The 25,586-nt window shown below is 41.4% G+C and carries 24 protein-coding genes and 12 tRNA genes; 31 read left to right on the top strand and 5 right to left on the bottom strand.

The annotated features are described in order from the left end of the window. Positions 1-173: 173 nt before the first annotated feature. Complete coding sequence (locus FAM09_RS05565; RefSeq protein ID WP_136576053.1) at positions 174-1,457, bottom strand: Y-family DNA polymerase; 1,284 nt, start codon at positions 1,455-1,457, stop codon at positions 174-176. Between the two features lie 266 nt (positions 1,458-1,723). Next, entirely contained in the window at positions 1,724-2,158 is a 435-nt protein-coding gene (locus tag FAM09_RS05560; RefSeq protein WP_136576052.1) for a LexA family protein, read from the bottom strand. Positions 2,159-2,231: 73 nt separating this feature from the next. Here FAM09_RS05560 and FAM09_RS05555 point away from each other — a divergent pair, with 73 nt between their 5' ends. From FAM09_RS05555 to FAM09_RS05545, 3 genes are all read left to right on the top strand, one after another. Then, positions 2,232-2,846 (top strand): 2'-5' RNA ligase family protein, encoded by a 615-nt coding sequence (locus tag FAM09_RS05555; RefSeq protein ID WP_136576051.1) that lies wholly within the window; start codon positions 2,232-2,234, stop codon positions 2,844-2,846. A gap of 29 nt (positions 2,847-2,875) precedes the next feature. After that, the gene (locus FAM09_RS05550) at positions 2,876-3,487 is read left to right on the top strand and encodes a 2'-5' RNA ligase family protein (RefSeq protein ID WP_136576050.1); all 612 of its coding nucleotides are present in this window, start codon (positions 2,876-2,878) and stop codon (positions 3,485-3,487) included. Between the two features lie 132 nt (positions 3,488-3,619). Next, positions 3,620-4,729 carry a PA0069 family radical SAM protein gene (locus tag FAM09_RS05545; RefSeq protein WP_208025484.1) on the top strand — a complete coding sequence of 370 codons (1,110 nt, stop codon included), beginning with the start codon at positions 3,620-3,622 and terminating at the stop codon, positions 4,727-4,729. Here FAM09_RS05545 and FAM09_RS05540 read toward each other — a convergent pair. Continuing rightward, entirely contained in the window at positions 4,718-5,002 is a 285-nt protein-coding gene (locus FAM09_RS05540) for a hypothetical protein (RefSeq protein WP_136576049.1), read from the bottom strand. The two genes, FAM09_RS05545 and FAM09_RS05540, sit on opposite strands and share 12 nt — an antisense overlap. A 225-nt stretch (positions 5,003-5,227) precedes the next feature. On the opposite strand from FAM09_RS05540, the gene FAM09_RS05535 reads away from it, so the two are divergent. From FAM09_RS05535 to FAM09_RS05445, 22 genes are all read left to right on the top strand, one after another. Then, positions 5,228-5,749 carry a hypothetical protein gene (locus tag FAM09_RS05535; protein ID WP_136576048.1) on the top strand — a complete coding sequence of 174 codons (522 nt, stop codon included), beginning with the start codon at positions 5,228-5,230 and terminating at the stop codon, positions 5,747-5,749. A 186-nt stretch (positions 5,750-5,935) separates the two neighbouring features. Then, the gene (locus tag FAM09_RS05530; RefSeq protein WP_136576047.1) at positions 5,936-6,457 is read left to right on the top strand and encodes a hypothetical protein; all 522 of its coding nucleotides are present in this window, start codon (positions 5,936-5,938) and stop codon (positions 6,455-6,457) included. Then, entirely contained in the window at positions 6,418-7,164 is a 747-nt protein-coding gene (locus FAM09_RS05525) for a sensor histidine kinase (RefSeq protein ID WP_136576046.1), read from the top strand. The genes FAM09_RS05530 and FAM09_RS05525 overlap by 40 nt, the downstream gene beginning before the upstream one ends. A gap of 18 nt (positions 7,165-7,182) precedes the next feature. Further along, complete coding sequence (locus FAM09_RS05520; protein WP_136576045.1) at positions 7,183-7,854, top strand: response regulator transcription factor; 672 nt, start codon at positions 7,183-7,185, stop codon at positions 7,852-7,854. 796 nt (positions 7,855-8,650) lie between these two features. Continuing rightward, positions 8,651-8,791, top strand: a complete 141-nt coding sequence (locus tag FAM09_RS30635; protein ID WP_153825441.1) for a hypothetical protein — start codon at positions 8,651-8,653, stop codon at positions 8,789-8,791. Positions 8,792-8,939: 148 nt separating this feature from the next. Beyond that, positions 8,940-9,012 (top strand) — tRNA-Pro (locus FAM09_RS05515). A 5-nt stretch (positions 9,013-9,017) separates the two neighbouring features. Continuing rightward, positions 9,018-9,089 (top strand) — tRNA-Gly (locus FAM09_RS30630). Positions 9,090-9,094: 5 nt separating this feature from the next. Then, positions 9,095-9,166, top strand: a tRNA-Asp gene (locus FAM09_RS05510). 7 nt (positions 9,167-9,173) lie between these two features. Further along, positions 9,174-9,245 (top strand) — tRNA-Gln (locus FAM09_RS05505). A gap of 91 nt (positions 9,246-9,336) precedes the next feature. After that, a tRNA-Arg gene (locus tag FAM09_RS05500) sits at positions 9,337-9,407 on the top strand. Positions 9,408-9,416: 9 nt separating this feature from the next. Next, positions 9,417-9,489: transfer RNA gene (locus FAM09_RS05495), tRNA-Ile, on the top strand. A gap of 7 nt (positions 9,490-9,496) precedes the next feature. Continuing rightward, positions 9,497-9,569 (top strand) — tRNA-Ile (locus FAM09_RS05490). An 82-nt stretch (positions 9,570-9,651) separates the two neighbouring features. Then, a tRNA-Lys gene (locus FAM09_RS05485) sits at positions 9,652-9,725 on the top strand. Positions 9,726-9,736: 11 nt separating this feature from the next. Beyond that, positions 9,737-9,809: transfer RNA gene (locus tag FAM09_RS05480), tRNA-Asn, on the top strand. Positions 9,810-9,813: 4 nt separating this feature from the next. After that, positions 9,814-9,889 (top strand) — tRNA-Glu (locus tag FAM09_RS05475). Further along, a tRNA-Phe gene (locus FAM09_RS05470) sits at positions 9,890-9,964 on the top strand. 175 nt (positions 9,965-10,139) lie between these two features. After that, positions 10,140-11,213, top strand: a complete 1,074-nt coding sequence (locus tag FAM09_RS05465; protein ID WP_136576044.1) for an AAA family ATPase — start codon at positions 10,140-10,142, stop codon at positions 11,211-11,213. A gap of 25 nt (positions 11,214-11,238) precedes the next feature. Beyond that, the gene (locus tag FAM09_RS05460; RefSeq protein WP_136576043.1) at positions 11,239-11,721 is read left to right on the top strand and encodes a ribonuclease H-like YkuK family protein; all 483 of its coding nucleotides are present in this window, start codon (positions 11,239-11,241) and stop codon (positions 11,719-11,721) included. A 248-nt stretch (positions 11,722-11,969) separates the two neighbouring features. Beyond that, a tRNA-OTHER gene (locus tag FAM09_RS30625) sits at positions 11,970-12,026 on the top strand. A 339-nt stretch (positions 12,027-12,365) separates the two neighbouring features. After that, positions 12,366-13,466 (top strand): slipin family protein, encoded by a 1,101-nt coding sequence (locus FAM09_RS05455; RefSeq protein ID WP_136576042.1) that lies wholly within the window; start codon positions 12,366-12,368, stop codon positions 13,464-13,466. A 162-nt stretch (positions 13,467-13,628) separates the two neighbouring features. Continuing rightward, positions 13,629-14,195, top strand: coding sequence for a DinB family protein (locus FAM09_RS05450; protein WP_136576041.1), 567 nt, complete (start codon positions 13,629-13,631; stop codon positions 14,193-14,195). 14 nt (positions 14,196-14,209) lie between these two features. Continuing rightward, on the top strand, positions 14,210-15,673 hold the full coding sequence (locus FAM09_RS05445) for an RtcB family protein (RefSeq protein WP_136576040.1): 1,464 nt from the start codon (positions 14,210-14,212) through the stop codon (positions 15,671-15,673). 53 nt (positions 15,674-15,726) lie between these two features. On the opposite strand, the gene FAM09_RS05440 is transcribed toward FAM09_RS05445, so the two are convergent. Next, positions 15,727-16,830 carry a metallophosphoesterase gene (locus tag FAM09_RS05440; RefSeq protein ID WP_136576039.1) on the bottom strand — a complete coding sequence of 368 codons (1,104 nt, stop codon included), beginning with the start codon at positions 16,828-16,830 and terminating at the stop codon, positions 15,727-15,729. Between the two features lie 214 nt (positions 16,831-17,044). Here FAM09_RS05440 and FAM09_RS05435 point away from each other — a divergent pair, with 214 nt between their 5' ends. Next, a complete protein-coding gene (locus FAM09_RS05435) occupies positions 17,045-17,575 on the top strand; it encodes a hypothetical protein (protein WP_136576038.1) in 531 nt (176 codons plus the stop codon). Between the two features lie 29 nt (positions 17,576-17,604). Here FAM09_RS05435 and FAM09_RS05430 read toward each other — a convergent pair whose 3' ends face one another. Further along, complete coding sequence (locus FAM09_RS05430; RefSeq protein ID WP_136576037.1) at positions 17,605-18,783, bottom strand: acyltransferase family protein; 1,179 nt, start codon at positions 18,781-18,783, stop codon at positions 17,605-17,607. Positions 18,784-19,624: 841 nt separating this feature from the next. On the opposite strand from FAM09_RS05430, the gene FAM09_RS05425 reads away from it, so the two are divergent. The 5 genes from FAM09_RS05425 to FAM09_RS05405 are packed head-to-tail and all read left to right on the top strand — an operon-like array spanning position 19,625 to position 25,585. Then, a complete protein-coding gene (locus FAM09_RS05425) occupies positions 19,625-20,134 on the top strand; it encodes a UpxY family transcription antiterminator (RefSeq protein WP_136576036.1) in 510 nt (169 codons plus the stop codon). A 25-nt stretch (positions 20,135-20,159) separates the two neighbouring features. Continuing rightward, positions 20,160-20,975: a polysaccharide biosynthesis/export family protein gene (locus tag FAM09_RS05420; protein WP_136576035.1), complete on the top strand. Its 816-nt coding sequence runs from the start codon at positions 20,160-20,162 to the stop codon at positions 20,973-20,975. A gap of 6 nt (positions 20,976-20,981) precedes the next feature. Beyond that, positions 20,982-23,384, top strand: coding sequence for a GumC family protein (locus FAM09_RS05415; protein WP_136576034.1), 2,403 nt, complete (start codon positions 20,982-20,984; stop codon positions 23,382-23,384). A 50-nt stretch (positions 23,385-23,434) separates the two neighbouring features. After that, positions 23,435-24,304 carry an ABC transporter permease gene (locus FAM09_RS05410; protein ID WP_136576033.1) on the top strand — a complete coding sequence of 290 codons (870 nt, stop codon included), beginning with the start codon at positions 23,435-23,437 and terminating at the stop codon, positions 24,302-24,304. Between the two features lie 18 nt (positions 24,305-24,322). Beyond that, on the top strand, positions 24,323-25,585 hold the full coding sequence (locus tag FAM09_RS05405; protein ID WP_136576032.1) for an ABC transporter ATP-binding protein: 1,263 nt from the start codon (positions 24,323-24,325) through the stop codon (positions 25,583-25,585). Position 25,586: the final 1 nt, after the last annotated feature.

Below are 25,586 nucleotides of genomic sequence, written 5' to 3'. Positions count from 1 at the left end.
GTATGAAACTCGCGGGAAAAGTTCTTTTTTTAGTAAGAACGGTATCGAATTCATGAAAAACAGTATGGATTCATGAGAATCATATCATTTCTCATGAAAACAACATGAAATTCATGAGAAAAATTCTTTTTTCGTGAGAATCAGTTTGGAGCTTTTTGCCTGGCATTCGATGTTCACCTTACCTCATACAACTCTTCCCACCGGGTGGTGTATCGCTTGCTGCGTAATTCCTGGCGCATTTTCCAGTTGCGGGCAAGGCCCGAAGCGGCAAACTTTAATACATCATCACGCATGCTGAAATTGATATTATCCATCATATCCATTAACAGGCGCTGATATTTTTGCGGGCCGGCTGCAAATAAATTTCCCTGAATAGATTCATCCGGTTCCAACCCGGCCAGCATAACCCCTGCTTTTTTGTACACTTTTCCCTGTTCGTACAAATCATCTACCAATTGCACCGCAGGTTTTATTAATTCATTCGTGCTGCTCGTTGCTGCAGGCAGGGTAATGTGCGAACTAATGGTAGCGCCCCGCCGAAAACTTACTTCATAATTCTGCTCTCTGGGAACAATAAATACGCTGATCACTTTGGCCGCACTGTGTTGCCGGCGCAGCTTTTCGGCTGCCCTCGATGTGTAGGTAGCAATAGCTTCTTTTATATCATTGATATCGGTAACCGGCTGGCCAAACATACGGGTAGTAGCTATCATTTTTTTAGTTACCAGTGGCTTTTCCATTTCGCGCGAAGGCAGGCCATTCAATTCCCTGATCAACCGGGCCCCTACAACACCGCCTAAATTTGTATATCCCCATTCTTCGGGCATGGTGCTTAATTCCCAGGCGCTGGTAATGCCCAGGTCAATGAGTTTTTTTGCATAGGCCCAGCCAACCCCCCAAACATTACTTACCCGCGTTTGCCGCATAGCCGTTACCTGTTCTTCGCGGGTAGCCAACACCTTTACACATTGGGTAGCTGCTTTATTTTTCTTGGCCAGGAAATTGGCCAGCTTAGCCAGCGTTTTGGTAGGAGCAACGCCAATGGAAACAGAAATACCGGTCCACTGTTCAACAGTTTGTCGAATGTTCATGGCTGTATCATACAACTTTTCTGCAGGTATATCGCCGAGATCAATAAAAGCTTCATCAACCGAGTATACTTCTACTTTGGTTGCATTACCAAGCAGATGTCGTAATGTTTCCATTACGCGCCAGCTCATGTCGCCATATAAATTGTAATTGGATGAGAATGCTGTGATGCCGTGTTGCTGAATCAGTGGCCTGGCCTCAAAATAGGGAACAGCCATACCCACACCGGCGGCTTTGGCTTCATCGCTGCGGGAAACTATGCAGCCATCGTTGTTGCTTAACACCACTACCGGTTTTTGTTGCAGGTCGGGCCTGAACAATCGTTCGCACGAACAATAGAAACTGTTGCAATCAACAATTGCTTTCATAACAAAATTAGTTTACATCGCCGGTGATCCACCAGTGAAAATGATTTGTGTTTGGGATTGGAGTAGCCCCGCATTGCGGGGCAATTCGGGACTACTCATAAATTGTACCCGCCTTCTCCGCCTTTAGGCGGATACAGACGGGAAACTAGGATGGTTTAATGGAATGGTTAATATGGTTGTGTGGTTGCAGAATAGCGATCCCTGGGTACAGGTGTGCGACGCAAGAGAAGCTACATAGTAGCACAAGCGCCAGGTACAAAAAAAATCTAAACCGGATGAATACTGTAAGTGACCACTCCCCATATACCCAATGAATCACAGGATGCATCTACTTCAATGGTCGCGTGCTTTGGTGTTTCGGGCAATAACCGAACTTTATTAAATGTTTTTTCGAGGCGCCTGATAAGCATTTCACCGTTAAGCGTTGCTACTACCACTTTGCCGCTTTCGGCTTTCAGGCTGCGGTCTACAATAATAGTATCGCCGTCGAAAATGCCTGCGCCCGTCATAGCGTCGCCGCGTACACGCATAAAGAAAGTAGCCGGTTTATTTCTGATCAGTTGTTCATTAAGATCAATGCCTCGTTCCATATAATCATCTGCAGCAGCACCAAAGCCGGTTGCATCGGCTGTTTTAACATCCTGTTGCGAGAACTTTTTGGTTCCCCGGTACGATGTTTCGTTAAAATAATCCCCCTCCATATAATTTAAATTTTGGTGTACTAAATTATTTAGTAAATTTATACTAAATTTATGATCCAATAAAAAATGTTTTATGAATACCGGGTTAGTAAAAAATGCTTCGTTCGAATGGAATGGGAGCGGTCATCGGGAGTACAGGCTGGTCATATATCCTGATGCCGTTGTGTATGAAAAGATTATGGCGGAAAAGCAGCGATTTTTTATGAATTACGGAATAGAAGCCGGGGTTAATTCCTTTCCTTATATAATGGTGGCTGGTTTTTATGCGGGCGAAGGCATGGAGGAAACATTGATCAGATGGATACAGCGGATCTGCAGCCAGCACAATAGTTTCGAAGTATTACTTAATAATTATAGCGGTTTACCACAGCATAGTATTTATCTGCGGGTGCAGGACCCTCAACCGTTGCAGCAATTGGCTACGCAATTAAAAATGCTCGATGGTCATGTACATGCCATGAGAGGCAATGCCGCTGAACGGATACCGCATATAAACCTGGCCAAGGAATTACCAGAAGCTGTTTACCAGAAAACCATGCCTGTGTATTCACGCAAAACATTTCGTGCCCGCTTTATGGCAACTGAACTGGTGTTGCTGGGCCGCGATCATCCCTATGCTGCCAGTAAAACCATAACCGTATTTCGCTTTTTACCAGCTAACCATAAATCCTACAGTGAAGTGGCCTGAGATATTATTTCATCACAAAACAATCAATTATGAAAATCAATATTCAGTCTATACCCGGTTGCAGAATTAATGAATATATGTTGGTGTTGAACCCGCATGAGGAGTTGCGCAATAAAATAATGCGTGTGAGAAGCGAGTTCAGCGAAACGTATAAAAATTCCGCTGCCCTCATTGGCAAACCACATATTGCATTGGTGCGGTTTACGCAACTTGAAATGATGGAAGAGCGGATCGTAAACCGGTTAAAAGTAGTAGGCATGGGGTTTCAGCCATTTAAGGTAGTATTAAAAGATTATGGAAGTTTTCCTTCGCATACAATACATATCAATGTTACTACCAAAGTACCCGTTCATAACCTGGTACGGGAAATACGCGGAGCGCAACGGCTTATGAAGTTGGATAATGACCATAAACCACATTTTATTGATGAGCCGTATATTGTTATTGGTCGCAGGTTGTTACCCTGGCAATATGAAAAGGGTTGGCTCGAATTTTCGCACCGGCAATTTACCGGTTCCTTTATAGCCGATAATATGTTGTTGTTAAAACGTCGCCTGGGCGATAAAGCCTGGCAAATAGCACAACGTTTTGAATTTATGAATTTACCCGTTACGACAAAACAAGGGGAGTTGTTTGTATAGCCATGCTTGTTGTGGTGTTGTTGCAGTATTTCTTTTAATAATGGGGACCACCTCCCCCGATTAATCGGGGGAGCGTCGTACGGGAACCTATAATTGTGAGATAGTAAATGTGTACATTAAAATTTGTAGAGAATGAAAGAAATAAAACAAGATCACTACCGGGTTGCTCCCAGGAAAATGGAAGGAGATGAAAATTATAAAAAGGGCCGCGGTGCTCAGATCAATACAAAGAACCGTTTTATAAAAGATCAACATGTACAGGAACACGTTGAGGGCATTGATGACTGGACCGAAAAGCAGGAACCTACTCAATACTTAGAACAGGAAGCAAAAAGCCTGGTGAATAAAGTTACCAGTCCCGACGTAGGCATGTGGTACAGCATGAACCCATACACCGGTTGTGAACATGGCTGTATTTATTGTTATGCGCGCAATACCCATGAGTATTGGGGTTATAGCGCCGGGCTCGATTTTGAAAGAAAGATCATAGTAAAGACAAATGCACCGCAATTGTTGCGTAAGTTTTTAATGAATCCCAAGTGGGAAAGTGTACCTATTAGTTTAAGCGGTAATACCGATTGTTATCAGCCGGCCGAACAGAAATACCGTTTGACCAGGTCGTTATTGCAGGTATGCCAGGAGTTTAACCAGCCCGTAGGCATTATTTCAAAAAATGGCGGCATGGTGCGTGATAAAGATGTCCTGAAGGAGATGGCAAAAAAGAAACTGGTTTCTGTGCTGGTCACCATTACTTCCCTCAATGAAGACCTGCGCCGGGTAATGGAGCCACGTACCACCACCTCTATGCAGCGATTACGGTTGATACAGGAGTTGAGCCAGGAAGGTATACGGGTGGGTGTAATGATGGGCCCTATGATACCTGGTTTGAATGAGCATGAAATGCAAAGGATCATGAAAGCAGCCAAAGACCATGGGGCAACCTTTACTGCCTATACTTTTATCAGGTTGAACGGGTCGGTTAAATTATTGTTTCATGACTGGCTGCATAAAAATTTCCCTGACCGGGCAAACAAAGTATGGCATATGATTGAACAGAGCCATAATGGACAGGTGAATGATTCACGTTGGGGCGTACGCATGCGTGGGGAAGGCGATATTGCCGAGATGGTTGCTCAGCAATATCGCAAATACGGTAAACTCTATGGCATGAACGCTGAGGAGATGGACCTGGATGCGACCACCTTTAGACGGCCTGGTACACAGGGAAGGTTATTTGATTGAGATTTGAAATGAACTTTGGCCACCTTTTTTTATAATGATTTTTTTCAATACTTCTTTAATACGCACAATTTCTTTACAAAGACCGGCAATTTCCCGGGCATTCTCCAGTATGTTCAACTGGGAAAGTGATTGTTCCAGTTCCTGAATTTTTCCCCTGTAATAATATGCCATTACTTCCGCTGAGTCGGCCATGATCATTTGAAAGGAGTCGGAAACGAGTTCCTTTGGCGAAACAGGGTTTAATTTACTAATGGCTGAGTGTTGCTGTCTCATGAATTAAAGTTAAAAAGTTATAAATGTCTGATTGGGTGGAAGGTTTCTACCGGACTCGGGAATGGGTAATTGTTGAATCGAAGTTCTTTGTTATAGCCTTGAGCAGCAAGAGTTAAAGTACCAAAAGATACAGGTAGTAGCTGTAGTTAAAATAAGTAGTTCTACGGATTTTCGGGCTGGCATTAACCAATACCTTTAGCACCCCGTTTAACCAAATTTTTTTTTATGGCAACTAACTCGAAGAAGTCTTTTATGACTTACCCTTATGCACTTATTTTCCTGATGGGAGTACTGTTGATTGGCTCCTGCAAAGAAGAGCAACCAAAAGATCTGATATGCATTCCTGTACCGAACGACACATCTGCGCTTGGCCGCAAAAATCATTTCATTCCTGTAATGAGCATTGACATCTATGAAAAGGATTTCAGGGCTACACGCGACTCGCTTACAAGGAAGTTTCCTGAATTGTTTATTCCCAATAGCGAAACATTTAACAAAGCATCAATTGTTAAATTTTTCGAAAATCCCAAAGTTGTTGGGCTTAAATTCTATTATGGGGTAAAGCCTGGCGATGATAAGAAAAAGTCATTGCGATTGATGATAGTGGGTGTTGATTCAGCGGGTAATAATGTATACATAAAGAATAAGAAATCGGCCTTGGCAGCCCAGGCATCCGATGAGGATGGTGGATTGGAATATGGACAATGTACCCCTCCCTGTGATGGGTTTGAGCCTCAAGAGCCGTAGTAGTGGAATGGTTTATTTGTAACTCAAAGACTGAGATTTTCCCATACAATGGATGCTACCGTACGTTTTATTTTAAGTTTAAGCATCGGATTTGCTGTAATTATCGGGATAGTAAGATTTCGAAGGATAGATCCATCTTACTATCCCTTTATTTTTAATGCTTCAGCAGCATTAGTAATAGAGATAATGCATAAAATCCTGATGGAAACAGGACAACCGAAGTTGTTCATTTTTTTGTTGAATACCTATTCCTATATTGATTTCTTCCTCTTTACATGGCTTTTTCATAACTGGGGCCTCTTTAACAGAAAGAAGACAACATTCATCACCATTGCCGGCATGTTTTTTCTGATTTGGATAGTAACCAATGCGATATTTACACGCTTTATTGAAATTAATTTGTACTTTTTCATAGTATATTCATTTGCATTGATCTTTTTCAGTGTAAGTACATTTAACAAGATGGTGGTGAATGAACGAAGCAGCATTTTCAGGAACCCGAAGTTTTGGATATGTTTGGGCATTATTATTTTTTATTCATTTTTTGTGGTTTGGTCATCAACAGGCTTTTCTTTCCACAAAACCAGCGATGAATTCAGGCGGGGTTTACAGGCCATTAACGTATATTCAAATTTATTGGTTAATCTTTTGTATGCAGTAGCTGTAATATGGATACCCAGGAAAAAGAACTTTACCAGTCTCTTTTGATAGTAGTAGGGGTAGTGGGTATAATTTTGCTATATTTCATTATCACCATTATTCGCTATCAGCGCCGCAGCCTTAAACTGCATAAGGAGAAGATACAGGCCGAAATTGATACACTGGAGAAAGAACGCCGGCGTATAGCTTCTGACCTTCACGACGAACTGGGCCCCCTTTTATCTGCGGTAAAACTTCAGATCAACAGCCTCAATACCACCGACCCCGACGACGAACAGGTGATCAGCAAATCAAGCACCCATCTTGACAGCATCATCAGGAAATTGAGGGAAATTTCAAATAACCTCATGCCCAATACGCTGGTGCGAAAAGGGCTTCAAAAAGCCATTACCGAGTTTATTGATAATAACCGTAATGCCTACGGATTAGAAATAAGATTTATATGTGAGCAGGACATTCATTTGAATCAGCATAAAGAAGTCAACATCTACCGCATCATTCAGGAAATTCTTCACAATACCGTAAAACACGCCCAGGCCTCCCTGTTGATCATTAAAATGGTTGCCGAAGGCGACCGTCTTTTGCTCATGACAGCCGATAATGGGAAAGGATTTGATTATTTTGCTAAAGTAAAAGACAATCCCGGCCTTGGACTTCGTAACTTGCAGAGCAGAACAGAGGTGATGGGAGGTGAGCTTACCTGTCAGTCTGAGCCAGGAAAGGGCACCACGTATACTTTTGAAATTCCTCTTTGACCAGAACCAGGTGTTATTATGAGAACATATGGCAATATAAAAGTTGCTATTGCTGACGATCATGAAATTTTTCGCGACGGATTGCGGGCAATGTTGCAAAAGCAGCCAGATATTTTACTGGTAGCGGAAGCTGCCAATGGAAAAGAATTGATTGAACAGGTAAAATCGCAGGAACCGGATATTGTGATCAGTGATGTTAAGATGCCTGTAATGGATGGTGCTGCCGCCACCCGCCATTTAACCGAGAACTATCCGCAAGTAGGCATCATCGCATTGACCATGTTTGATGAAGAAGATCTTATTATCGATATGCTGGAGGCAGGGGCCCGCGGTTACCTGCTAAAAAATGCCGACAAGAACGAGATCATAGAAGCCATCAAATCGGTTTACCAGCAACAACCTTACTATTGCCGCCATACCTCAAACAAGCTGGCCCAGATGGTGGCCAAAAGCAAATTCAATCCTTATAAGCAGAAACAGAAACCCGATTTTAATGAACGGGAGATAGATATTGTAGCCGATATCTGCAATGGCCTTACCAGTAAGCAAATTGCCGAAAAGATATTTTTAAGCGTACGTACCGTGGAAGGCCTGCGGTTAAAGATCATGGAAAAAATGGAAGTGAAAAATACCGCCGGCATTATCATTTACGCAATCAAGAACAACCTGTACAAGCCCGGCAATATATAAGGCCATTGGTATAAAACCCCTGTTGACTATCACCTCATTGCCTTCAATTGATCACTGATGGATAACCGAAAAAACGGATACGCTTTCGGGCAGTGAAAAAGTTTTTTTAAAAAAACTTATCAAAATATTTGGTGTAATTGAAAAATTATTGACACCTTTGCAATATCAAAATCAACAAACATGTTACGCAAACAATCACATATTGAAGTACTGAACGGATGGAGTCCGATAGGTGACTTTACTGTTTGCGGGGCGTGTTACGCTGAAGAATAAGTTGAAAAAACGAATTCGATATAACACAGGCCCCGCAAGGAATTGCGGGGTTTTTTATTTATCGGCTGTTTAAAAAATAACAGCGAAAAGGAAATCCCATGACCAATAGGAATGGGTGTGCTATATTCATATGTGTGTAATAGTTAGTAAGTGAGTTTGGGAAAGAAAAAAATTATTAAAACAGGCTTATGAAATTTATTAGTAACAACATCTAAATAATCATATACAAATTGATGCCGGGATCATTGCAACATATACGACGAATGATGGTGGATAATACAAAACGATTTATTCATTGGAATACGTGTGCAAATGCGCAAGTGGAAATGTATATCAATGGCGGCAAGCAAGAGGATAGTACTCGAATACGACCAGGTTGTGTTTAAACGAAACTGTAAAAAACAGGTATCGAATAAAAAGCCCGGTCGACAAAAACGACCGGGCTTTTTTATTGGTGTTGTTCTGACAAACGAGTGTAATTATTAAACAAAACTTCAGATGAGAAGAAAAAGGAAGGTAGGTGATGAAATTATTAATGAGTGTATTTATGATCCGTTTCATTATTGCTTTATTCGAGAATAAAGCCAAAGCGAACAAGAATAACGTTCAACAGGATGCAGATGAAAGGGAAGCAAGACATCCTGCAGCATTCCAGATCCGATAGAAAGTGATTGAAGATAAGAGTTCAAAAAGGAGGAAAATAAGCGTCCGTCGGCTGGCGGATGCTTTTCCAAAAACATTCATTGACCATTAAGCCTGACTAAAATTAAACCCTTATGAAACTGTAGCGGTTGCCACGACCGCTACAAAATATAGGAGTATTCCGGTTGGTCGGATCCCCCGTCTGGAGCGGGGAGGCTGCAGGTTCGAGTCCTGTCTCCTATACAAAAGCAGTACAAGCGTTGATGGTTGCGTCCCTGACTTCCAATCAGGAGGACAGAGTTCGAATCTCTGGTGCTGCTCTAATAGTTCGTTGGTGTAATGGCTAACACCTCGGATTGTCTATCCGAAGCTATGGGTTCGATTCCCGTACGAACTGCTGTAATTGTTGAGTGGTGCAATGGTTAGCATATCAGCCTTTGACCCTGATGATATTGGTTCGAATCCAATCTCGACAACAAATGGAGGCTGTAGCTTATTTGGTAAAGCGTTCCGCTGTGAATGGGAAGAACAGGGTTTCCCGGCTCACCGGGACGGCTCACCCGAAACTGGCTTATAGTTCAATGGAAGAATACTGTGCTACGAACGCAGGGATGAAAGTTCGACTCTTTCTAAGCCATCAGAAATATTGGCCCGTAGCTCAATGGTAAGAGCAAGTGCCTTATACGCAAAAGGTTACCGGTTCGAGTCCGGTCGGGCCAACATAGAAGATGACTTAGCTCAATTGGTAGAGCAGTACTCTGATACGGTACAGGTTGACAGTTCGAGTCTGTCAGTCATCACAATAAGCGACCTGGTGTAAAGGCTAACACCCCACTCTCATAAGGTGGTCATTCCGGTTCAATTCCGGAGGTCGCTACAAAATGGCCCGTAGCTTAGTTGGCAAAAGTACCCGGCTTTTAACCGGGGGACCATGAGTTCGAGTCTCATCGGGCCAACAAATAAAAATGGATGAATAGCTCAATGGTAAGAGCGCTCCCCTGTTAAGGGAGGGGTTGAAAGTTCGAGTCTTTCTTCATCCGCAATGGTCTGTTCGCCTAGTTGGTTAGGGCGCTGGTCTTTCGAACCAGATGGATGAGTTCGATCCTCATACAGACTACCAGGTGCTTTGGCAGAGATGGTTCTATTGCATCCCGTTGAAGCCGGGAACATCGTGGTTCGATTCCACGGGGCACCACCTATATGGACATAATGTAATGGCAGCATAATAGTCTCCAAAACTATTAGTCTTCGTTCGAGTCGAAGTGTCCGTGCTAAAAAATATGGTTATGCGTACTCGTGTAATGAAATAGTTAGCAGAAAAATCTTTGTCAGCAAAGAATGATCATTCTATTAACTATTTAAAGAAAAATATGGACAATTTATTTACGCAGAAGTCGATCAATGCTAATAGCGTTTTTGACAATCGATTTCTGGATGTGAAAATATTATACCTGTACTATTATAACCGGTTGCCCAGTTTGAGTTATATAGGCCATATAGATGGCGAAAAATTATTCAACGCGCTAAAGGAAAAGTACGCCGGTCAAATTAAGAATATACATCAGTTCCGCTGGTATAAAAATAAAGATAAGCAATATCAATTCGGTAGAACGGTGCTTGTATTTGAGGAAAATTGCCTGGTTGAGATCACTACCAGTTATTGTGATATTCTGTATGATGGCTTATGCCCTGAGTTCGTGGCAGCTATAACTGAATTAGCTGGCCTGTGCAAAGAACGGCAAAGACGTAAGCCTCTTGAGATCAATTTGATTGCGCAAAGTAGTGATGGGCTCGAATTAAAGGCAATGGAGATCAAGCGTACAAAATTGGATCTGGACCTTTTTTATGAGGACGATTTCAGGGAAACGGATGAGATCATCAGGCAAAGGTTGAATAAGAAGAATGATAAAGGAATAGTGTTATTGCATGGTTTGCCAGGTACGGGAAAAACAACGTATCTGCGTTACCTGATAGGAAAAATAAAGAAGCGGGTGTTGTTCCTTTCACCTACTGTAGCAGGAAACCTGATGAACCCTGATTTTATTGAATTACTGATCGATAATCCCAATACTGTTGTGATCATTGAGGATGCAGAAAATATCATCATGGATCGTAAGTACAATTCGGGGTCAGCCGTATCGAACCTGTTGAATATTTCAGACGGATTGCTGGCCGATTTTCTGAATGTACAACTCATTTGCACCTTCAATAGTTCGCTTACGCTGGTAGATAGTGCGTTGATGCGAAAGGGAAGGCTGATTGCAAAATATGAGTTTGGAAAATTGAGCATAACTAAAGCGCAACGGTTAAGTAATCATTTGGGATTGAAAACTGTAGTTAATCAACCAATGACCATAGCAGAAATTGCCAACCCGCATGAAAAAGAGCAGCCGGCAAGCAGGGTAGAAGTGATTGGTTTTAGACGAAGCGTAATTGAAAATTAAAATAACAAAGGAATGGAGGTAAGCCATGGAACAGCATCATTGGAGGCGGCTGGACGGTACACGGATCAACAGGTCAATTGAAGATGAAGTAAGGGCCGTTTTGGTTCGTGAAAAAGAAATGGGACATACAGTAAAAGTATGTATCGGTACCGATAGCCAGGTTAAGGGTAAAGAAACGGAATTCGCTACGGTAATTGTGTTCATCCGGAAAGGGAAAGGTGGGTTTATGTATATACACAACGAAACTACCCAACAGAAAATGAGCATCAAACAGCGTATGTTAATGGAGGTTTCTAAAAGTATTGAAATAGCATACACACTATGCCGACTGTTTACAATTTATAATGTAGACATGGAAGTGCATGCTGATATTAATACCAACCCCAACTTCAGAAGTAATGATGCGTTGAAAGAAGCCATGGGTTATATCATGGGAATGGGTTTTGTGTTCAAAGCCAAACCACATGCCTTTGCCAGCTCAAGCTGCGCCAATAAAGCAGTACAGTAAAAAGCTTATCCAGAAATTAAACCCCTGGATAAGTTTCAAATAATTCACCATGATTAGTAATTGGCTGATCTGGTGTTAAGAGCTTCCCCAATGGGAAGGCTGGTATATGACCGGTTGAAAACAACCAGGTTAGTGTTTTAAAGAAGCACAACAGTGCAGATGTAGTAACTATCTGTATGCTGTGGTAAGATCGGAATATGCCATCACTTCGTAGGTCAAGGGTTCGAATCCCTTTCCCGCTAATACCGGGATAGTTCAGCGGTAGAACGACGACTTTTAATTTGTGGGTTCGAGTCCCACATCCTTACTGAAGGATTGGCGAAAATGGTAAACGCAAAGCATTCTTAATGCTTAATTCCAGGAAGTACACCGCTTCCCCAAAAATGGTGAATGCAACATAAAGCCGGCTTATTGACCCGCGGTACCGCCAAAAGCGCTACCGCAATCTGGTAAATGCTTTGCAGGCTATCAGGAGCCGTTGCGGTTTATGCCACTTCTTTCAAAGAAATATTGTGTTGAAGATGCTACAACAAATAGGTCGATGAAGAACTGGTATAACGAACACCGGTAAATATTGCTTCCGCAATTACGGGACGGAAAATAATACCCGGCTTTATTTTAATAACCCTTAAAAAAATGTACCAATGAAAAATATTCATGTAAACGCCTATGAGGTAGCCCTTGTATTTAAAAAAGGCGTATACCAGCAAATGCTGAAAGAAGGAAATTACTGGTTCTGGAAAAATGAAACAGTACATAAATACAACGTTACAAAGCCATTCGTTGCCCCTGTTGAACTCAACATCCTGTTGCAGGATACGGTTTTGGCAGATGCACTGCATGTAGTGGATGTAAAAGATAATGAGATCGTATTGCACTACGAGAACGGATTGCTGAAACAGGTGCTTACCGCAGGTCGTTATACTTTCTGGAAAAGTGTGATACAGCATGATTTTGTGCGCGCCGATATTGGTAAAGTGGAGATCACTGAAAACATTGACCGTGCCACTTTGCAGAATAAACTGGTGGCTCCTTACGTGCGCACCTTCATTGTTGAAAGCCATGAAAAAGGTGTTTTGTACATCGATGGAAAGTTTGTGCAGACACTGGATGCAGGTGTTTACAACTGGTGGAAGAACGGGATGGTGGTACAGGTAAACAAGCTCGATATGCGTCAGCAGCAGGCGGAGATCAACGGACAGGAAATTCTGACAAAGGATAAAGCTGCTTTGCGTATCAATGCCTGGGCGCAGTATAAGGTGAAGGACATTGAAAAAGCGGTGTTGCAGAACAAGGATTTCAGTTACCAGCTGTATGTGGTATTTCAGCTGGCGCTGCGTGAATACGTAGGTGCACTGCCATTTGATGAGCTGCTGGAAAAGAAAGAAAGTATCACCCAATTTATCCTGGAAGCTGTAAAAGAGCATGCTGAAGCATTGGGTGTGGAAGTGAATGGATTTGGTATCCGGGATATTATTCTGCCAGGTGATGTGAAGGAGATCATGAACCAGGTGTTGATCGCCGAAAAGAAAGCACAGGCGAACATCATTATGCGTCGTGAAGAAACTGCCAGCACCCGTAGCCTGCTGAACACTGCCAAACTGATGGAAGAAAATGCCATGCTGTGGAAGTTGAAAGAAATGGAATATGTTGAAAAGATAGCAGACAAGATCAGCAATATCAGTGTTAACGGCAACGGTGTACTGCTTGATCAGTTGAAGCAGATCCTGGTATCACAAAAATGATCAGCCTATTAAAGGTGCTGAAAAATAAAAGCCTGTAGCCGTAAGAACGGGCAGGTAGCTTGTAAGTTGTATAGCCTTGAGAACTAAAGTATCCGCCGCGAGGCGGATGCTTTTCTAAACATTCGGTTAAGCTTTTGTAAGTAACCAGTAAGCAGTTTAAGTATGATGATTGATGTGATTAATATTATTGAAACAGAGCTCAAACAAACCTTTGATGAATTGTTCAAATGGTTTAATATTGATAATGAGCTGTTGCATTATGCACCTGATAATAAGGGATGGAGCATTCGTAAAATATTGGAACATGTATCGCTGACGAACCATTATTTGCTGATGTTTATCAGTAAGGGCTCTAAAAAAGCACTGGAAAGATCGAAAAAAGAAGATTTTTCCGGCATCCTGGTTGATTATGATCTGGATTGGGAACGGATGAAGATAATCGGTCAGCATAGATCGTTTGAGTGGAGTCGGCCTGATCATATGCAACCGCGAGGCAAGATGCCGGTTGCAGCAATACGGCACGAATTAGAACAACAATTGAAGCAATGCCGTACGCACTTGCTAACGTTGCAGCATGGTGAAGGTGTTTTGCATAAAACTATGATGAGTGTAAATAATCTGGGTAAAATAGACGTTTATCATTATATATACTTTCTGGTTCAACATGCCCAAAGACACATTACCCAAATGGAGCTGGTTGAAATTGAGTTCAACCTTGGAGTCGGCTAAATAAAATTAAAAAAATGGCGAAATTAAAGTTATCAGGAAAAGAGTTAAGAGCAATTGGTTATCCCCAAGGACCGGTGATAAGCATAGCAATGAACGTAATGGAGAAGAATTATAAGCATGAGAAAAAGGAGGATGTGATGGAGTTATTGAAAAAAATATTGAGTGCTCCGGTGGAGTATGAAAATGATGCCGTGTTAGGGTTGATTGCACAACAACTGATACCAAAGAAAATAGTGGAGACAGGAGAAGCTATTCCATTGAACAGTACGGGAATTCAATTCAATGTATTCGGAAGCGAACATATTGAAGAAGGCGCCATGCACCAGATGCACCAGGCTGCCAAATTACCCATTAGCGTAGCCGGCGCTTTGATGCCCGATGCACATGCCGGTTACGGGTTACCTATTGGTGGCGTACTGGCAACGGAAAACGCGGTGATCCCTTATGGCGTAGGTGTTGATATCGGATGCCGTATGTGTTTAAGTGTTTTCCCAATTAATCCGAAAGAATTGATACAGCGGGAAAATTTATATACAAGAGAATTGCAGGAAGCAACCTTGTTTGGTAGCGGAGCAGTGTTTGATGAGGCTGCTGACCACGAAGTAATGGAGCGCAATGAGTTTGATGAACTGCCATTATTAAAAGGATTACAGACAAGAGCATGGAAGCAGTTGGGGTCAAGTGGTTCGGGAAACCATTTTGCGGAATTTGGCTTAATTGAAATAGGTGAGAAAGATGCCATTTTAGGTATTGATGCTGGGGTTTACGTTGGTTTGTTAACGCACTCCGGTTCAAGGGCCTTAGGCGCTAATATCGCTAATCATTATACTAAAATAGCAAAGGAAAAAAGGCGCTTGCCTGGTGATGCGGTTAACCTGGCCTGGTTGCAAATGGATGAACCGGAAGGTATTGAATACTGGCTGGCGATGAACCTGGCTGGTGATTATGCGAGTGCCTGTCATCATATCATTCATGAAAAAATTGCAAGGGCGATCGGTGAAAGGCCGATAACCATGGTTGAAAATCACCACAACTTTGCCTGGAAAGAAATGATGGTAACACCCGATGGAAAAGTAAAAGAGTTAATTGTTCACCGGAAAGGCGCAACTCCTGCAGGTAAAGATGTGTTAGGGATCATACCGGGATCAATGACCGCACCGGGCTTTATTGTGAAGGGAAAAGGGGAGGAGGCTTCTGTTTTTTCTGCATCACATGGCGCCGGAAGAAAAATGAGCCGTACCAGGGCTTTGGCTGCCATTACGCAAAAGGACCTGAAAGAGCAATTGCAACGGCACGGCGTGAAATTGCTGGGTGGTGGGTTAGATGAAGCGCCACATGCCTACAAGGATATTGAAGTAGTGATGAAAAGCCAGTCGGCACTGGTTGATATCGTAGGTAAGTTCACACCTAAAATTGTGCGAATGGATGGAACTGCACCAAAGAAATGGAAAGTTAAAAATCAGTTAGACGGTGAGTAAATGATATATGTCGTCCTGGTTCAACCGGGGCGGCATTGTCGTTCAATAATATCTTAAGTATTTGAGATCTTTTCGAAAAGATAAGAAAGCGGGCTTTGCTCCAGCACCAGCCGGTTCGATTGACCGTTTTCTTCTTTCCACTTTACCAGCCTTATGTTGTCGCCTTCAATTTCAATGCCGGTAATATCACCATCTACAAAGCAGCAGCAACCACTATTGAAATACGATGGAATGACCATTGTTTTATGAAATTGCTTACCGGCATATTCTGCTTTTCTTTTTTCCAGTTCTGCTTCGATTTTTTGTATGGCCTCAGCATCCTGTTTGGCTCTTGCTTTTTCCAGTTGTTTTGTAAGCCGTTCTATATGATCAAGTGAGGCAAATACCGGTTTGTGCGTATGACCGGAAATGAACAACAGATCTTTTTGGGTGGCGCTCCACTCATACATCATGATATTATGTTTATCAACCAGCTCGAAAGAGTCGGCGATTGAATTGATGCTGATCTCAAGGTAGCGTTGCAATGGGGTCCAGATGGAGGCTACGAACCAGGTGCTGAAGGCATTGCCATCGCTTTTTTTATCGCCCTGATGACCATGCGTGCAAAAAATGGAGAATTGTCGGTTGTTGTATATGGTTGTTAATATAATGCCTTCATGTATTTTTAGCTTGTCGCCAAAAACGGGTTTCAGAAAACGGGTCCGCGGAAAATCAAACTTCCATTCCAGGTCGTGATTGCCAAAAATGCGGTAATAGCGATCCTGTTGTAAGAAGCGCAATTCTGCCTGTAAGTTGGTCTTATTCTTTTCCAGCACCACATCCGGTTTGTTTTCCCACAATTCCTCACAATCGCCGAGGTTAATAAAATGGAAACCGTTGTTGAAATAATAATCGAGGGCGTTCAGATAATTTTTCTCAGCCATCCTAAAATCATCGGCAAAGTCCCGGGCGCCTTTGTGTTCATCTGAAAAAATGATAAACTTACCGGTTGATAGATCGAAGGGGATGCAAATGCCCGAGCCTGATTTTTTATTCTGTATATTTTTAAGTAAGGCTGATAACGAGGTGAATACCTGATCTTTTTCAGGCGAAGAGGAAAGCCGTTCTGCCAGCCAGGTGACCGGTTTTTTAAATAAGCGCTGCAATATTTTTTTCATATCTAAAAAATCAGGTTTTTTTCAATTGCCTGAAATTTATTACTTTAGTAAGATAGCAAATCACAGTCATTTATAAATCAATACCCGTTGACTGTATAACCCGGCATCGAAATCGGTACATGCCAGGTTCTCTCCTGAATCCTGCCCAACTATTTCAATCAGGCGGTCCGATTTTAAAATACCAGGAATGCCTGCGAACAAAATACATGCTCAGATGAAACAACTATCGGTTGCGTCACCTACCAATTTACAGCGCTGGTTTTGGGTACTATTGGCTATCAATTGCCTGTTTATTATCGCTTTTAAATGGTATATGCCGGTGGAAACGGATGAAATTGTTCGTTTTGAACTGGCCAAAGAACTGTCGGTAGCAGAGAGAATGGTGCAGGAATGGGAAACGTATGGGAAGCTTAAATATGCGATCATAAGTATCTACATCGATTTTCTGTTTATAGTTTTTTATACTACCGGCCTATCGGTAGCCAGCATATATTTCGGTCGTTTAAGCGGCCATGAAATTTTGATGCGAACTGGAAAATTTGTAACGTATCTGTTAATAATAGCGGGTATTTGTGATGTTATTGAAAATATAGCTATGCTGAAGAGTTTACAGGGCACGCCTACCCGCTGGTCGGTTTTGCTGGCTTATGATATGGCCACTACCAAATTCTCCATAGTAATTTTATCGGCGTTATTTATTGCCGTTTGTCTGGTGTTCAGGTTGCTGCGGAAAATAGTGTTGTGAGGTAAAACCGATTACCTGGTTGTGATCGGTTAAACTTTAATGTAGATCTTCTTCTTATCCATAACATACACGATCAGCCAATAGAAGATGATCATACAAATCGCATATAGTAAGGAACCGTTTTTCAGGTTGTCTGATACGGGTTTGCAAACATGCTGGTAAAACCAGGGTAGTGTACTTGTATACACTTTCTTGCCTTCCTCATCTATATGATCTACCCAGCGGAAGATGGCCAGAACGCGAGGTAAAAATCCACTCAGGAAATAAATGAACAAGGCATTTTTGCCAAACACATCAAAAAAGCGACTCCACCAACCTTTTGTTTCCTTGAATTCAATGAAAAATATGCAAACAGAAAGTAGCAGGGTAGCCAAACCTGTGGTGTAAAGCACGTAAGAGCTTGTCCATATTTTTTTATTAATGGGGAACACCATATCCCATACAAATCCTGTAAAGATCAGGATGCAGCCGGCTGCAAATAAATGAGCCAGCATGTCAAAGTTCTTTCCCTTTTGTTGAATGTAAAAACCAACGAAATAGCCAAAGATCACCTGAACAATAGACGTGAGTGTGCTGGAAATACCTTCCGGGTCAAAAGCCACCCCTTCTCCATGATACATATGCGATTCGCCCAGTATTGCTTTATCTATTCCCACTCCAAAATAGCCATTCAGACTATAGGGATCGGCAGGGTTTCCCAACAACATACACAACATCCAATAACCTAATAACAAAACAATGGAGGTAACAAATGCACCGCGTATTTTAAAAAAATAAATGATCAGGGAGGCGAATAAATAACAAAGCGCAATACGTTGCAAAACACCCAAAATACGTATACCTGTCAAGGTGCCGTTCGGCCCTGCATATTCCCAGGCTTTAAAGACCAATTGCTCATTATCCCACCTTATAAAGGGCGACCAGTTAAGGAAAAAACCTATAAGAAAGATCAGCGGTGAACGTGTGATCGCTTTTTTAAGAAAGGCTGCGGTTCCTGCCTGTTCAAGCCTTGGCATCACAAAGGCTAAGGCATTACCTACTGCAAATAAGAAGAAAGGAAAAACCAGGTCGGTAGGTGTACAGCCATGCCACGATGCATGTGCAAGCGGTGCATACAAATTTGACCAGCTTCCGGGGTTATTTACCAGAATCATAAAAGCTACAGTGGCGCCCCGGAAAACATCAAGGGAATAGAAGCGTTTTTGCAAGACATTATATTTAAAAAGGAAAGATAAGGAACCCGTGAACAGCAAACAAGATATTGGGAAGCGTGGATTGGCAATGCTATGCAGATTTTGCGAACGAGCGTCAGCTTATATTAATCTAACAATATTCTTATTTCATATGCGTTTTTGGGCACGATATTTACGCAGGGCGGGTGCACACATGTTAAATGGATGTAAGGGGCATATGTATAATTGTGGTGTGATGGGTGTATAGGTTATTTGAAGGACAAATAATACCTGGCTTTGCGGCTTGGGAAAGCTATTATTATTAAAATGATTATTTACCTTGCGGCAATCGCTGGAGGGTGCTTAATAGGGGGTGTCTTATTCCTGCTTTAATATATTTTTTCAATTATTGATAACTGGTTGTGACTGAGAAAATGACATTTTTGATTGAAAAATAAGGGTTTAAGATTTTTTGCACATGCTTATACACATTAAAAAACACCTATATTTGCACCCGTTCAGGTAGCATTTGCAGACTTTTGCCGATGGAAGTACCGAATGGTTAAAACTTCCGTGCTTTAGAATAAAAACATGGAAAGAATTCCTGTGTCAGCGCTAATTGTTACACTAAATATATTTTATAGTGGAAGGGTATAAGGAGTACTTCATTGAAGTGGCTCACTTATGCCCTTTTATTATTGCGTCTATTAGTAGTTGATATAGTTTCAATTAATTTATAATCAATCGGTTGCAAAGAAATTTTTGTGACTGACGAGGCGAAGCTATGCGAAGTTTTGAGCTCAAAGATCCAGGTAATTGGATATGATTTGGAGCTGTTGTAAGGATTGGTTTTTACGCTTGCACCTTGTTTAATTCTATGGCTGCACAAACATCAAAAAAATGGTTTGCTGTTTATACCAGGCCCCGCTGGGAAAAAAAAGTGCATAAGCTATTGGAAGAAAAGGGAATTGAAAGTTATTGCCCGCTCAATAAAGTGCATCGCAAATGGAGCGATCGCATTAAAATAGTTAATGACCCCCTGTTTAAGTCATACGTGTTTGTAAAAGTAAATGAAGAAGAAAAAACAGATGTTCGTATGACACAAGGGGTGGTAAACTTTATTTATTGGTTAGGAAAGCCTGCTATTATTAAGGAAAAGGAAATTGAAACCATTAAAAAATTCCTGAACGACCATCATGATGTAGAGGTAAGGCCCATTGAAATTAAAGCTGGTAAGCGGGTAATGGTACAAAGTGGTATTTTAATGGGCAAAGAAGGCACGGTGAAGAAAGTTTTGCACAAAAAAGTAGAAGTAGTTATTGAAAGTATTGGGTTTGTTCTTTCAGCCTATATTGATAAATCAAAAATTGTACTTCTTGACAAATAAACCATTGAATCACCTTAATCACAGCATGAAATACTTTTCGGTTGTAATAATTGCACTTTTTGTTGTGCTCATAAGCACTTCGTGCGGTAATATAAAAAACTTACAGTATTTGCAGGGGTCATTTGATACTGCACGTTTAAGCAAAATACACGTTCCTGAACCGGTTATTCAAAAAGGCGATCTATTAAACATTACAGTGTATAGTGATGATGCATTGGCTACTGCGGCGGTTACGAATCCGATGTCGAATGGGGCAGGTTCCTTATCTTCGATTTCGGCTGGTGTTAATGCAGGCGTTACAGGTAGCGGTAATTCATTTCAGCCTGGCTTTCTTGTTAACCAGCATGGCGAAATTCAGGTATACAAACTGGGGCTTCTTTCTGTAGAAGGTAAAACCAAGCAACAATTGGCCGATACGTTAGTGTCTTTATATACCAACCAGGGTTTATTGAAAAATCCGTTTGTAGAAGTCCGGTTCCTTAATTATAAAGTAACTGTAATTGGAGAAGTGAACAAACCTGGTCAATATTCTGTACCGGTTGATAAGGTAAATGCTTTTGAAATAGTAGGTATGGCCGGAGATATCACGGCATTTGGTCGACGCGACAACGTGGTGGTGGTGCGGGAAACAAATGGCGTACGGCAGTTTGGCCGGTTAAATCTCAGGGACCCGAATGTGTTTTTATCTCCTTATTTCTATCTGCAGCAAAATGATTTAGTAGTTGTGGATGTAACGAAGAATAAAGCTGCCGCAAATGATCAGTCAACCATTCGCAATATTTCAATAGCTACAAGTCTTATTTCGTTAGCCGCTGTATTTATTACTATATTCAGAAGATAGAATTATATGTCAGGTCAAAATATAGAAAATCAACGTACAAAGCAATCTGTAAGTCCCCGGGAAATTATTTTTCGGTATATCCGCTATCTGCCATGGATTGTTATTTCTTTGGCAGTGATGCTGGTGGCTGCTTACATAAAGTTGCGCTATTCTACTCCCATTTACAATGTATCCAGTAAACTGCTCGTTAGCAGTCAGACAATGCAGGGAGGAAGGGGCGATAAATTTGATGATATCTTTATGACGCAACGCAGTGAAAAGATCAATGACGAAATGGAGTTGATCAAATCCCGGTCTATGGCTGCCCGGGTAATACGTTCACTGGGCATGCAAAAATCAATATATAATATTGGGAAAATCCGTTCCACGATAGTTTATCCGGGTGATGTGCCGTTTAACTTTGAAATTCTGGAAATTTCCGATTCAAGCAGGGGATTTGGTGTGCAGATATCTTTTCAGGATAAACAATTTACCTTAAATGAACAGCCTCAGAAACATTATTATAATGAAGTGATCGCTCAGTCAGGCGCCAAATTTCGTATTACTGCTAACAATAAAAGCTGGCAGGGATTTACGAGTAATAATTTTATAGTTTCATGGAGCCCTTTGGAAAGAATGGCAGCCGGTTTAAGTGGAAGCATTAACGTTAATCGTGTAAACGATTATACAAATATGCTTGCTCTTTCGTATCAGTCAGAAAATACCAAACTGGGTGTGGATGTTGTTAATCAATATATAGAAGAGTACCGTCAAAGCAGTTTGGAAGATAAGAAAGAAATTGCTGCCAGAACTCTTGAGTTTATTAATGAGCAACTAAAGGCGGTTTTTGATGAATTGGGTGGCGTAGAACGTAATCTTCAAAAATACCGGGAAAGCAAACGGGTATTTAACCCCGAGGCGCAAGCGCAATTATCTTTTAATGAGCTTTCAGAGAGCAATAAGCAACAAGCGGAACATGGGATTAATTTAAAAATAACTGATTACCTGATCGATTATTTATCTGATGCCAAGAACAGGAACAGGATTATTCCTACCATGATGGGTATAAGTGAACCCGCGTTATTGCAACAAATAACTGAATTCAACAAATTTCAGCTTGATAGAGAAACAGCCTTAAAAACTACAGCGCCCAATAATCCTCGGATCCTTGGATTGGAAACAGCTATTGAAAAGCTGCGTACCGATATGATTGAAACGCTCAGAAATGTGCGGCAAACCCATACGCTGGCCCTGGAGGAAATAGAGAAGAAAGGCAGGGAAGCGAACCAGTTGATCAGCGCCATTCCCGCCAAGGAAAAACAGTTGCTTGAAGTTAAACGGCAGCAAAGTATTTTGCAGGAATTATACCAGTATTTGTTGCAAAAAAAGCTGGAAACAGCCATAGCCTCTGCTTCCACTATTTCCAACATAAAAGTGGTTGAATCAGCCATGTCTTCCGGAGTACCTGTTAGTCCAAATAGAAAGTCGTTGTACATTCTTGCTATATTAGTTGGAATTGCCATTCCGGGAGGTATTATATTTTTGATTGAATATTTGAACGATAAAATAAAAAGCAAGAGTGAAATAGAGCAATTGACAGATGCGCCAATCCTGGGTGAGGTAGGGCATGCAGAAGAGAAAAATGCCCTGGTTGTTACGCGCAACAACCGCAAATTTCTGGCTGAACAGTTTAGAATTATCCGCTCAAATTTGCAGTACATACTGCCTAATGCTGAAAAGCCAATTATAATGGTTACGTCATCGTACAGCGGTGAAGGAAAATCATTTGTTAGTACGAATATGGGTTCGGTGCTAGCTTTGTCGGGAAAGCGTACTGTGATCCTTGAATTTGATATTCGCAAACCGAAGATCATGAAAGGATTGGGCATGCTGGAAAGGAAAGGGATTACCAATTATATTATAGGTAATGTGTCATTTTCTGAGATCGTACATCCGGTACCTGAGGTAGAAGGGTTATATGTTATTCCATGTGGACCCGTGCCACCTAATCCTGCTGAAATGCTTTTGAATGAGAGGATAGAACAATTATTCAAAGATCTACGTATGCAGTTTGATGCAATAATTATAGATACTGCGCCCGTTGGACTTGTAAGTGATGCTTTGACGCTGGGGCGTTATGCAAATGCAACGGTATATATTGTTCGACACAATTATACGCTGAAAAAGCAAATACAATTGATCGATGATCTTTACCAGAATAAAAAATTGCCGCATCTCTCCATTATTGTAAATGACATTAACGCCCGTGGAGGTTATGGTGGTTACTATGGATATGGTGGCTATGGATACGGTTATGGTTATGGATATGGATATGGATATGGAGGGAATGGCACAGCCAATGGATATTTTGAAAATGGAACAACCAAACCTAAAGGATGGAAGAAGTGGTTGCCCGGGTTGAAAAAGTAGAGAGTAGGTTTTATTTGATCATAAAAATAGAGGATTTCGATTGACGCAATATGAGGGATTCAGTTGTAAACAACACACATGAACATTGGGATATTGTTCTTGAGCCCAAAACCAGCTTTTTCAGGCTTAATTTGAAAGATGTATGGCAGTATCGCGATCTGATGTGGTTGTTTGTTCGAAGAGATTTTGTAGCTCAGTATAAACAAACCATTCTCGGCCCGCTGTGGCATGTTATTCAACCCCTGCTTACTACACTTGTTTTTCTTTTCCTTTTTGGAAGTGTGGCAAAAATAGGTACCGATGAAATTGAGCCGATCCTTTTTTATATGTCGGGTATCGCTATCTGGAACTATTTTGCAGCCTGTTTAACCAACACATCAACTACGTTTGTAACTAATGCTTCCATCTTTGGAAAGGTATATTTTCCCAGACTGGTTATACCTTTATCCATAGTGATCTCTAATATCATCCGTTTTGGAATTCAATTTGGCTTGTTATTGATCTTCATGATATGGTATGCTTTTAAGGGTGTGCCTATTGTAATTACTTATTACTGGTTGTTTATACCCGTTCTGGTAATATTAATGGCAGGCATTGGGTTTGGATTAGGGGTTATAATATCTTCTCTTACTACCAAGTACCGCGATATGGCACTGCTGCTGACTTTTGCAGTTCAGCTAGGCATGTATGTTACTCCAATCGCATATCCATTTTCTTTTCTGGAAACAACAAAATACCAGTGGCTGGTTGGAATCAACCCGCTGTCACCTATTGTAGAAGCATTTCGCTATTGTCTTTTTAGCCGTGCTACTGTAAGTATGAGTGCCTTGCTGTATAGCTTTATTTTTATGATAGTAGTAGTAGTAACAGGCATGTTGATCTTTAATAAGGTAGAAAAAGACTTTATGGATACGGTTTAATAACACCAGTCAAAAGATATGAGCGACATTGTTATAGAAGTTAATCATCTTTCAAAGCAATACCGGTTAGGGCAAATTGGTACTGGTTCCATGGCGCACGATATAAACCGTTGGTGGTATCGCGTTCGGGGAAAAGAGGATCCATATATGAAGATCGGTGAGGAAAATGAACGTACAACAAAAGGGAATAGCGAATACGTGTGGGCCTTGCAGGAAGTGGACTTTAAAGTAGAGCATGGAAAAGTTTTGGGAATCATTGGCCGTAACGGAGCAGGTAAAAGCACCCTGTTAAAAATTTTAAGTCGTACTACAGCTCCAACAAAAGGGAATGTAAAAATAAAAGGGCGTGTGGCTAGTTTGCTTGAAGTTGGAACCGGATTTCATCCGGAACTTACTGGCCGGGAAAATATTTTTTTAAATGGCGCCATTTTGGGCATGACGAAGAATGAAATAAAGCACAAATTCGACGACATTGTTTCATTTGCCGGCGTTGAAAGATATGTTGATACACCTGTAAAGAGATACTCCTCAGGTATGTATGTACGCCTGGCATTTTCAGTAGCAGCACATTTGGAACCTGAAATATTGATTGTTGACGAAGTATTAGCTGTAGGGGATGCTGAGTTCCAGAAAAAATGCCTTGGTAAAATGAAGGATGTGAGCAGCAATGATGGGCGCACCATTTTATTTGTAAGCCACAACATGACTGCGATAAAAAACTTATGCGATTCAGTATTGTACATGCGTAATGGAAGAGTGGCTGAGATGGGACCAACCAATCAGGTAATTAATAATTATTTGTCGCATTATGTCAATAGCAGTCTGCGTCAGGTGTTTGAAGATCCAACGGAGGCGCCGGGCAATGAATTGGTGAAAGTTAAGCGGATAGAGGTTTGCCCAAGGCTTGATAATGAATTAAGTCCCATTACTGTAAATACCCAGGTAGATATTGAGTTTGAGTTCTGGAATTATATTGAAAATAAAACAATTAATTTAAGTCTTCACCTTTACACAATTGCCCAGGAGTGCGTTTTTAACGTGGGCACTCCTGCACTTAAACTTTCAAAAGGATTGCATAAAGGTATTTGTCGTATCCCCGCCAATTTGTTAAATGACGGGATCTATTCAGTGTCTATGATGGTAGTTGCAGATCGGTCTAGTGTGATGTACCATTATGAACATGCCGTTTCTTTTGAGGTGCAGGAAAACAGGGATGCCAGTGGCTGGCATGGCAAATGGCCAGGATTTGTAAGACCAATGCTAGATTTTACCCTAGAATAAG

It is taken from the genome of Niastella caeni (genome assembly GCF_004834005.1).
GTDB classification, from domain to species: domain Bacteria; phylum Bacteroidota; class Bacteroidia; order Chitinophagales; family Chitinophagaceae; genus Niastella; species Niastella caeni.
This window is presented reverse-complemented; position numbering and strand designations above follow the sequence as displayed.

Excerpts from the sequence above, each read along its gene's own strand:
- FAM09_RS05415 (WP_136576034.1), top strand. The coding sequence starts at position 20,982 with ATGTCAGGTCAAAATATAGAAAATCAACGTACAAAGCAATCTGTAAGT.
- FAM09_RS05520 (WP_136576045.1), top strand. The coding sequence starts at position 7,183 with ATGAGAACATATGGCAATATAAAAGTTGCTATTGCTGACGATCATGAA.
- FAM09_RS05440 (WP_136576039.1), bottom strand. The coding sequence starts at position 16,830 with ATGAAAAAAATATTGCAGCGCTTATTTAAAAAACCGGTCACCTGGCTG.
- FAM09_RS30635 (WP_153825441.1), top strand. The coding sequence starts at position 8,651 with ATGAAATTATTAATGAGTGTATTTATGATCCGTTTCATTATTGCTTTA.
- FAM09_RS05450 (WP_136576041.1), top strand. The coding sequence starts at position 13,629 with ATGATGATTGATGTGATTAATATTATTGAAACAGAGCTCAAACAAACC.
- FAM09_RS05530 (WP_136576047.1), top strand. The coding sequence starts at position 5,936 with ATGCATAAAATCCTGATGGAAACAGGACAACCGAAGTTGTTCATTTTT.
- FAM09_RS05550 (WP_136576050.1), top strand. The coding sequence starts at position 2,876 with ATGAAAATCAATATTCAGTCTATACCCGGTTGCAGAATTAATGAATAT.
- FAM09_RS05460 (WP_136576043.1), top strand. The coding sequence starts at position 11,239 with ATGGAACAGCATCATTGGAGGCGGCTGGACGGTACACGGATCAACAGG.
- FAM09_RS05565 (WP_136576053.1), bottom strand. The coding sequence starts at position 1,457 with ATGAAAGCAATTGTTGATTGCAACAGTTTCTATTGTTCGTGCGAACGA.
- FAM09_RS05435 (WP_136576038.1), top strand. The coding sequence starts at position 17,045 with ATGAAACAACTATCGGTTGCGTCACCTACCAATTTACAGCGCTGGTTT.
- FAM09_RS05455 (WP_136576042.1), top strand. The coding sequence starts at position 12,366 with ATGAAAAATATTCATGTAAACGCCTATGAGGTAGCCCTTGTATTTAAA.
- FAM09_RS05405 (WP_136576032.1), top strand. The coding sequence starts at position 24,323 with ATGAGCGACATTGTTATAGAAGTTAATCATCTTTCAAAGCAATACCGG.
- FAM09_RS05555 (WP_136576051.1), top strand. The coding sequence starts at position 2,232 with ATGAATACCGGGTTAGTAAAAAATGCTTCGTTCGAATGGAATGGGAGC.
- FAM09_RS05535 (WP_136576048.1), top strand. The coding sequence starts at position 5,228 with ATGGCAACTAACTCGAAGAAGTCTTTTATGACTTACCCTTATGCACTT.
- FAM09_RS05560 (WP_136576052.1), bottom strand. The coding sequence starts at position 2,158 with ATGGAGGGGGATTATTTTAACGAAACATCGTACCGGGGAACCAAAAAG.
- FAM09_RS05410 (WP_136576033.1), top strand. The coding sequence starts at position 23,435 with ATGAGGGATTCAGTTGTAAACAACACACATGAACATTGGGATATTGTT.
- FAM09_RS05420 (WP_136576035.1), top strand. The coding sequence starts at position 20,160 with ATGAAATACTTTTCGGTTGTAATAATTGCACTTTTTGTTGTGCTCATA.
- FAM09_RS05425 (WP_136576036.1), top strand. The coding sequence starts at position 19,625 with ATGGCTGCACAAACATCAAAAAAATGGTTTGCTGTTTATACCAGGCCC.
- FAM09_RS05540 (WP_136576049.1), bottom strand. The coding sequence starts at position 5,002 with ATGAGACAGCAACACTCAGCCATTAGTAAATTAAACCCTGTTTCGCCA.
- FAM09_RS05545 (WP_208025484.1), top strand. The coding sequence starts at position 3,620 with ATGAAAGAAATAAAACAAGATCACTACCGGGTTGCTCCCAGGAAAATG.
- FAM09_RS05465 (WP_136576044.1), top strand. The coding sequence starts at position 10,140 with ATGGACAATTTATTTACGCAGAAGTCGATCAATGCTAATAGCGTTTTT.
- FAM09_RS05445 (WP_136576040.1), top strand. The coding sequence starts at position 14,210 with ATGGCGAAATTAAAGTTATCAGGAAAAGAGTTAAGAGCAATTGGTTAT.
- FAM09_RS05525 (WP_136576046.1), top strand. The coding sequence starts at position 6,418 with ATGGATACCCAGGAAAAAGAACTTTACCAGTCTCTTTTGATAGTAGTA.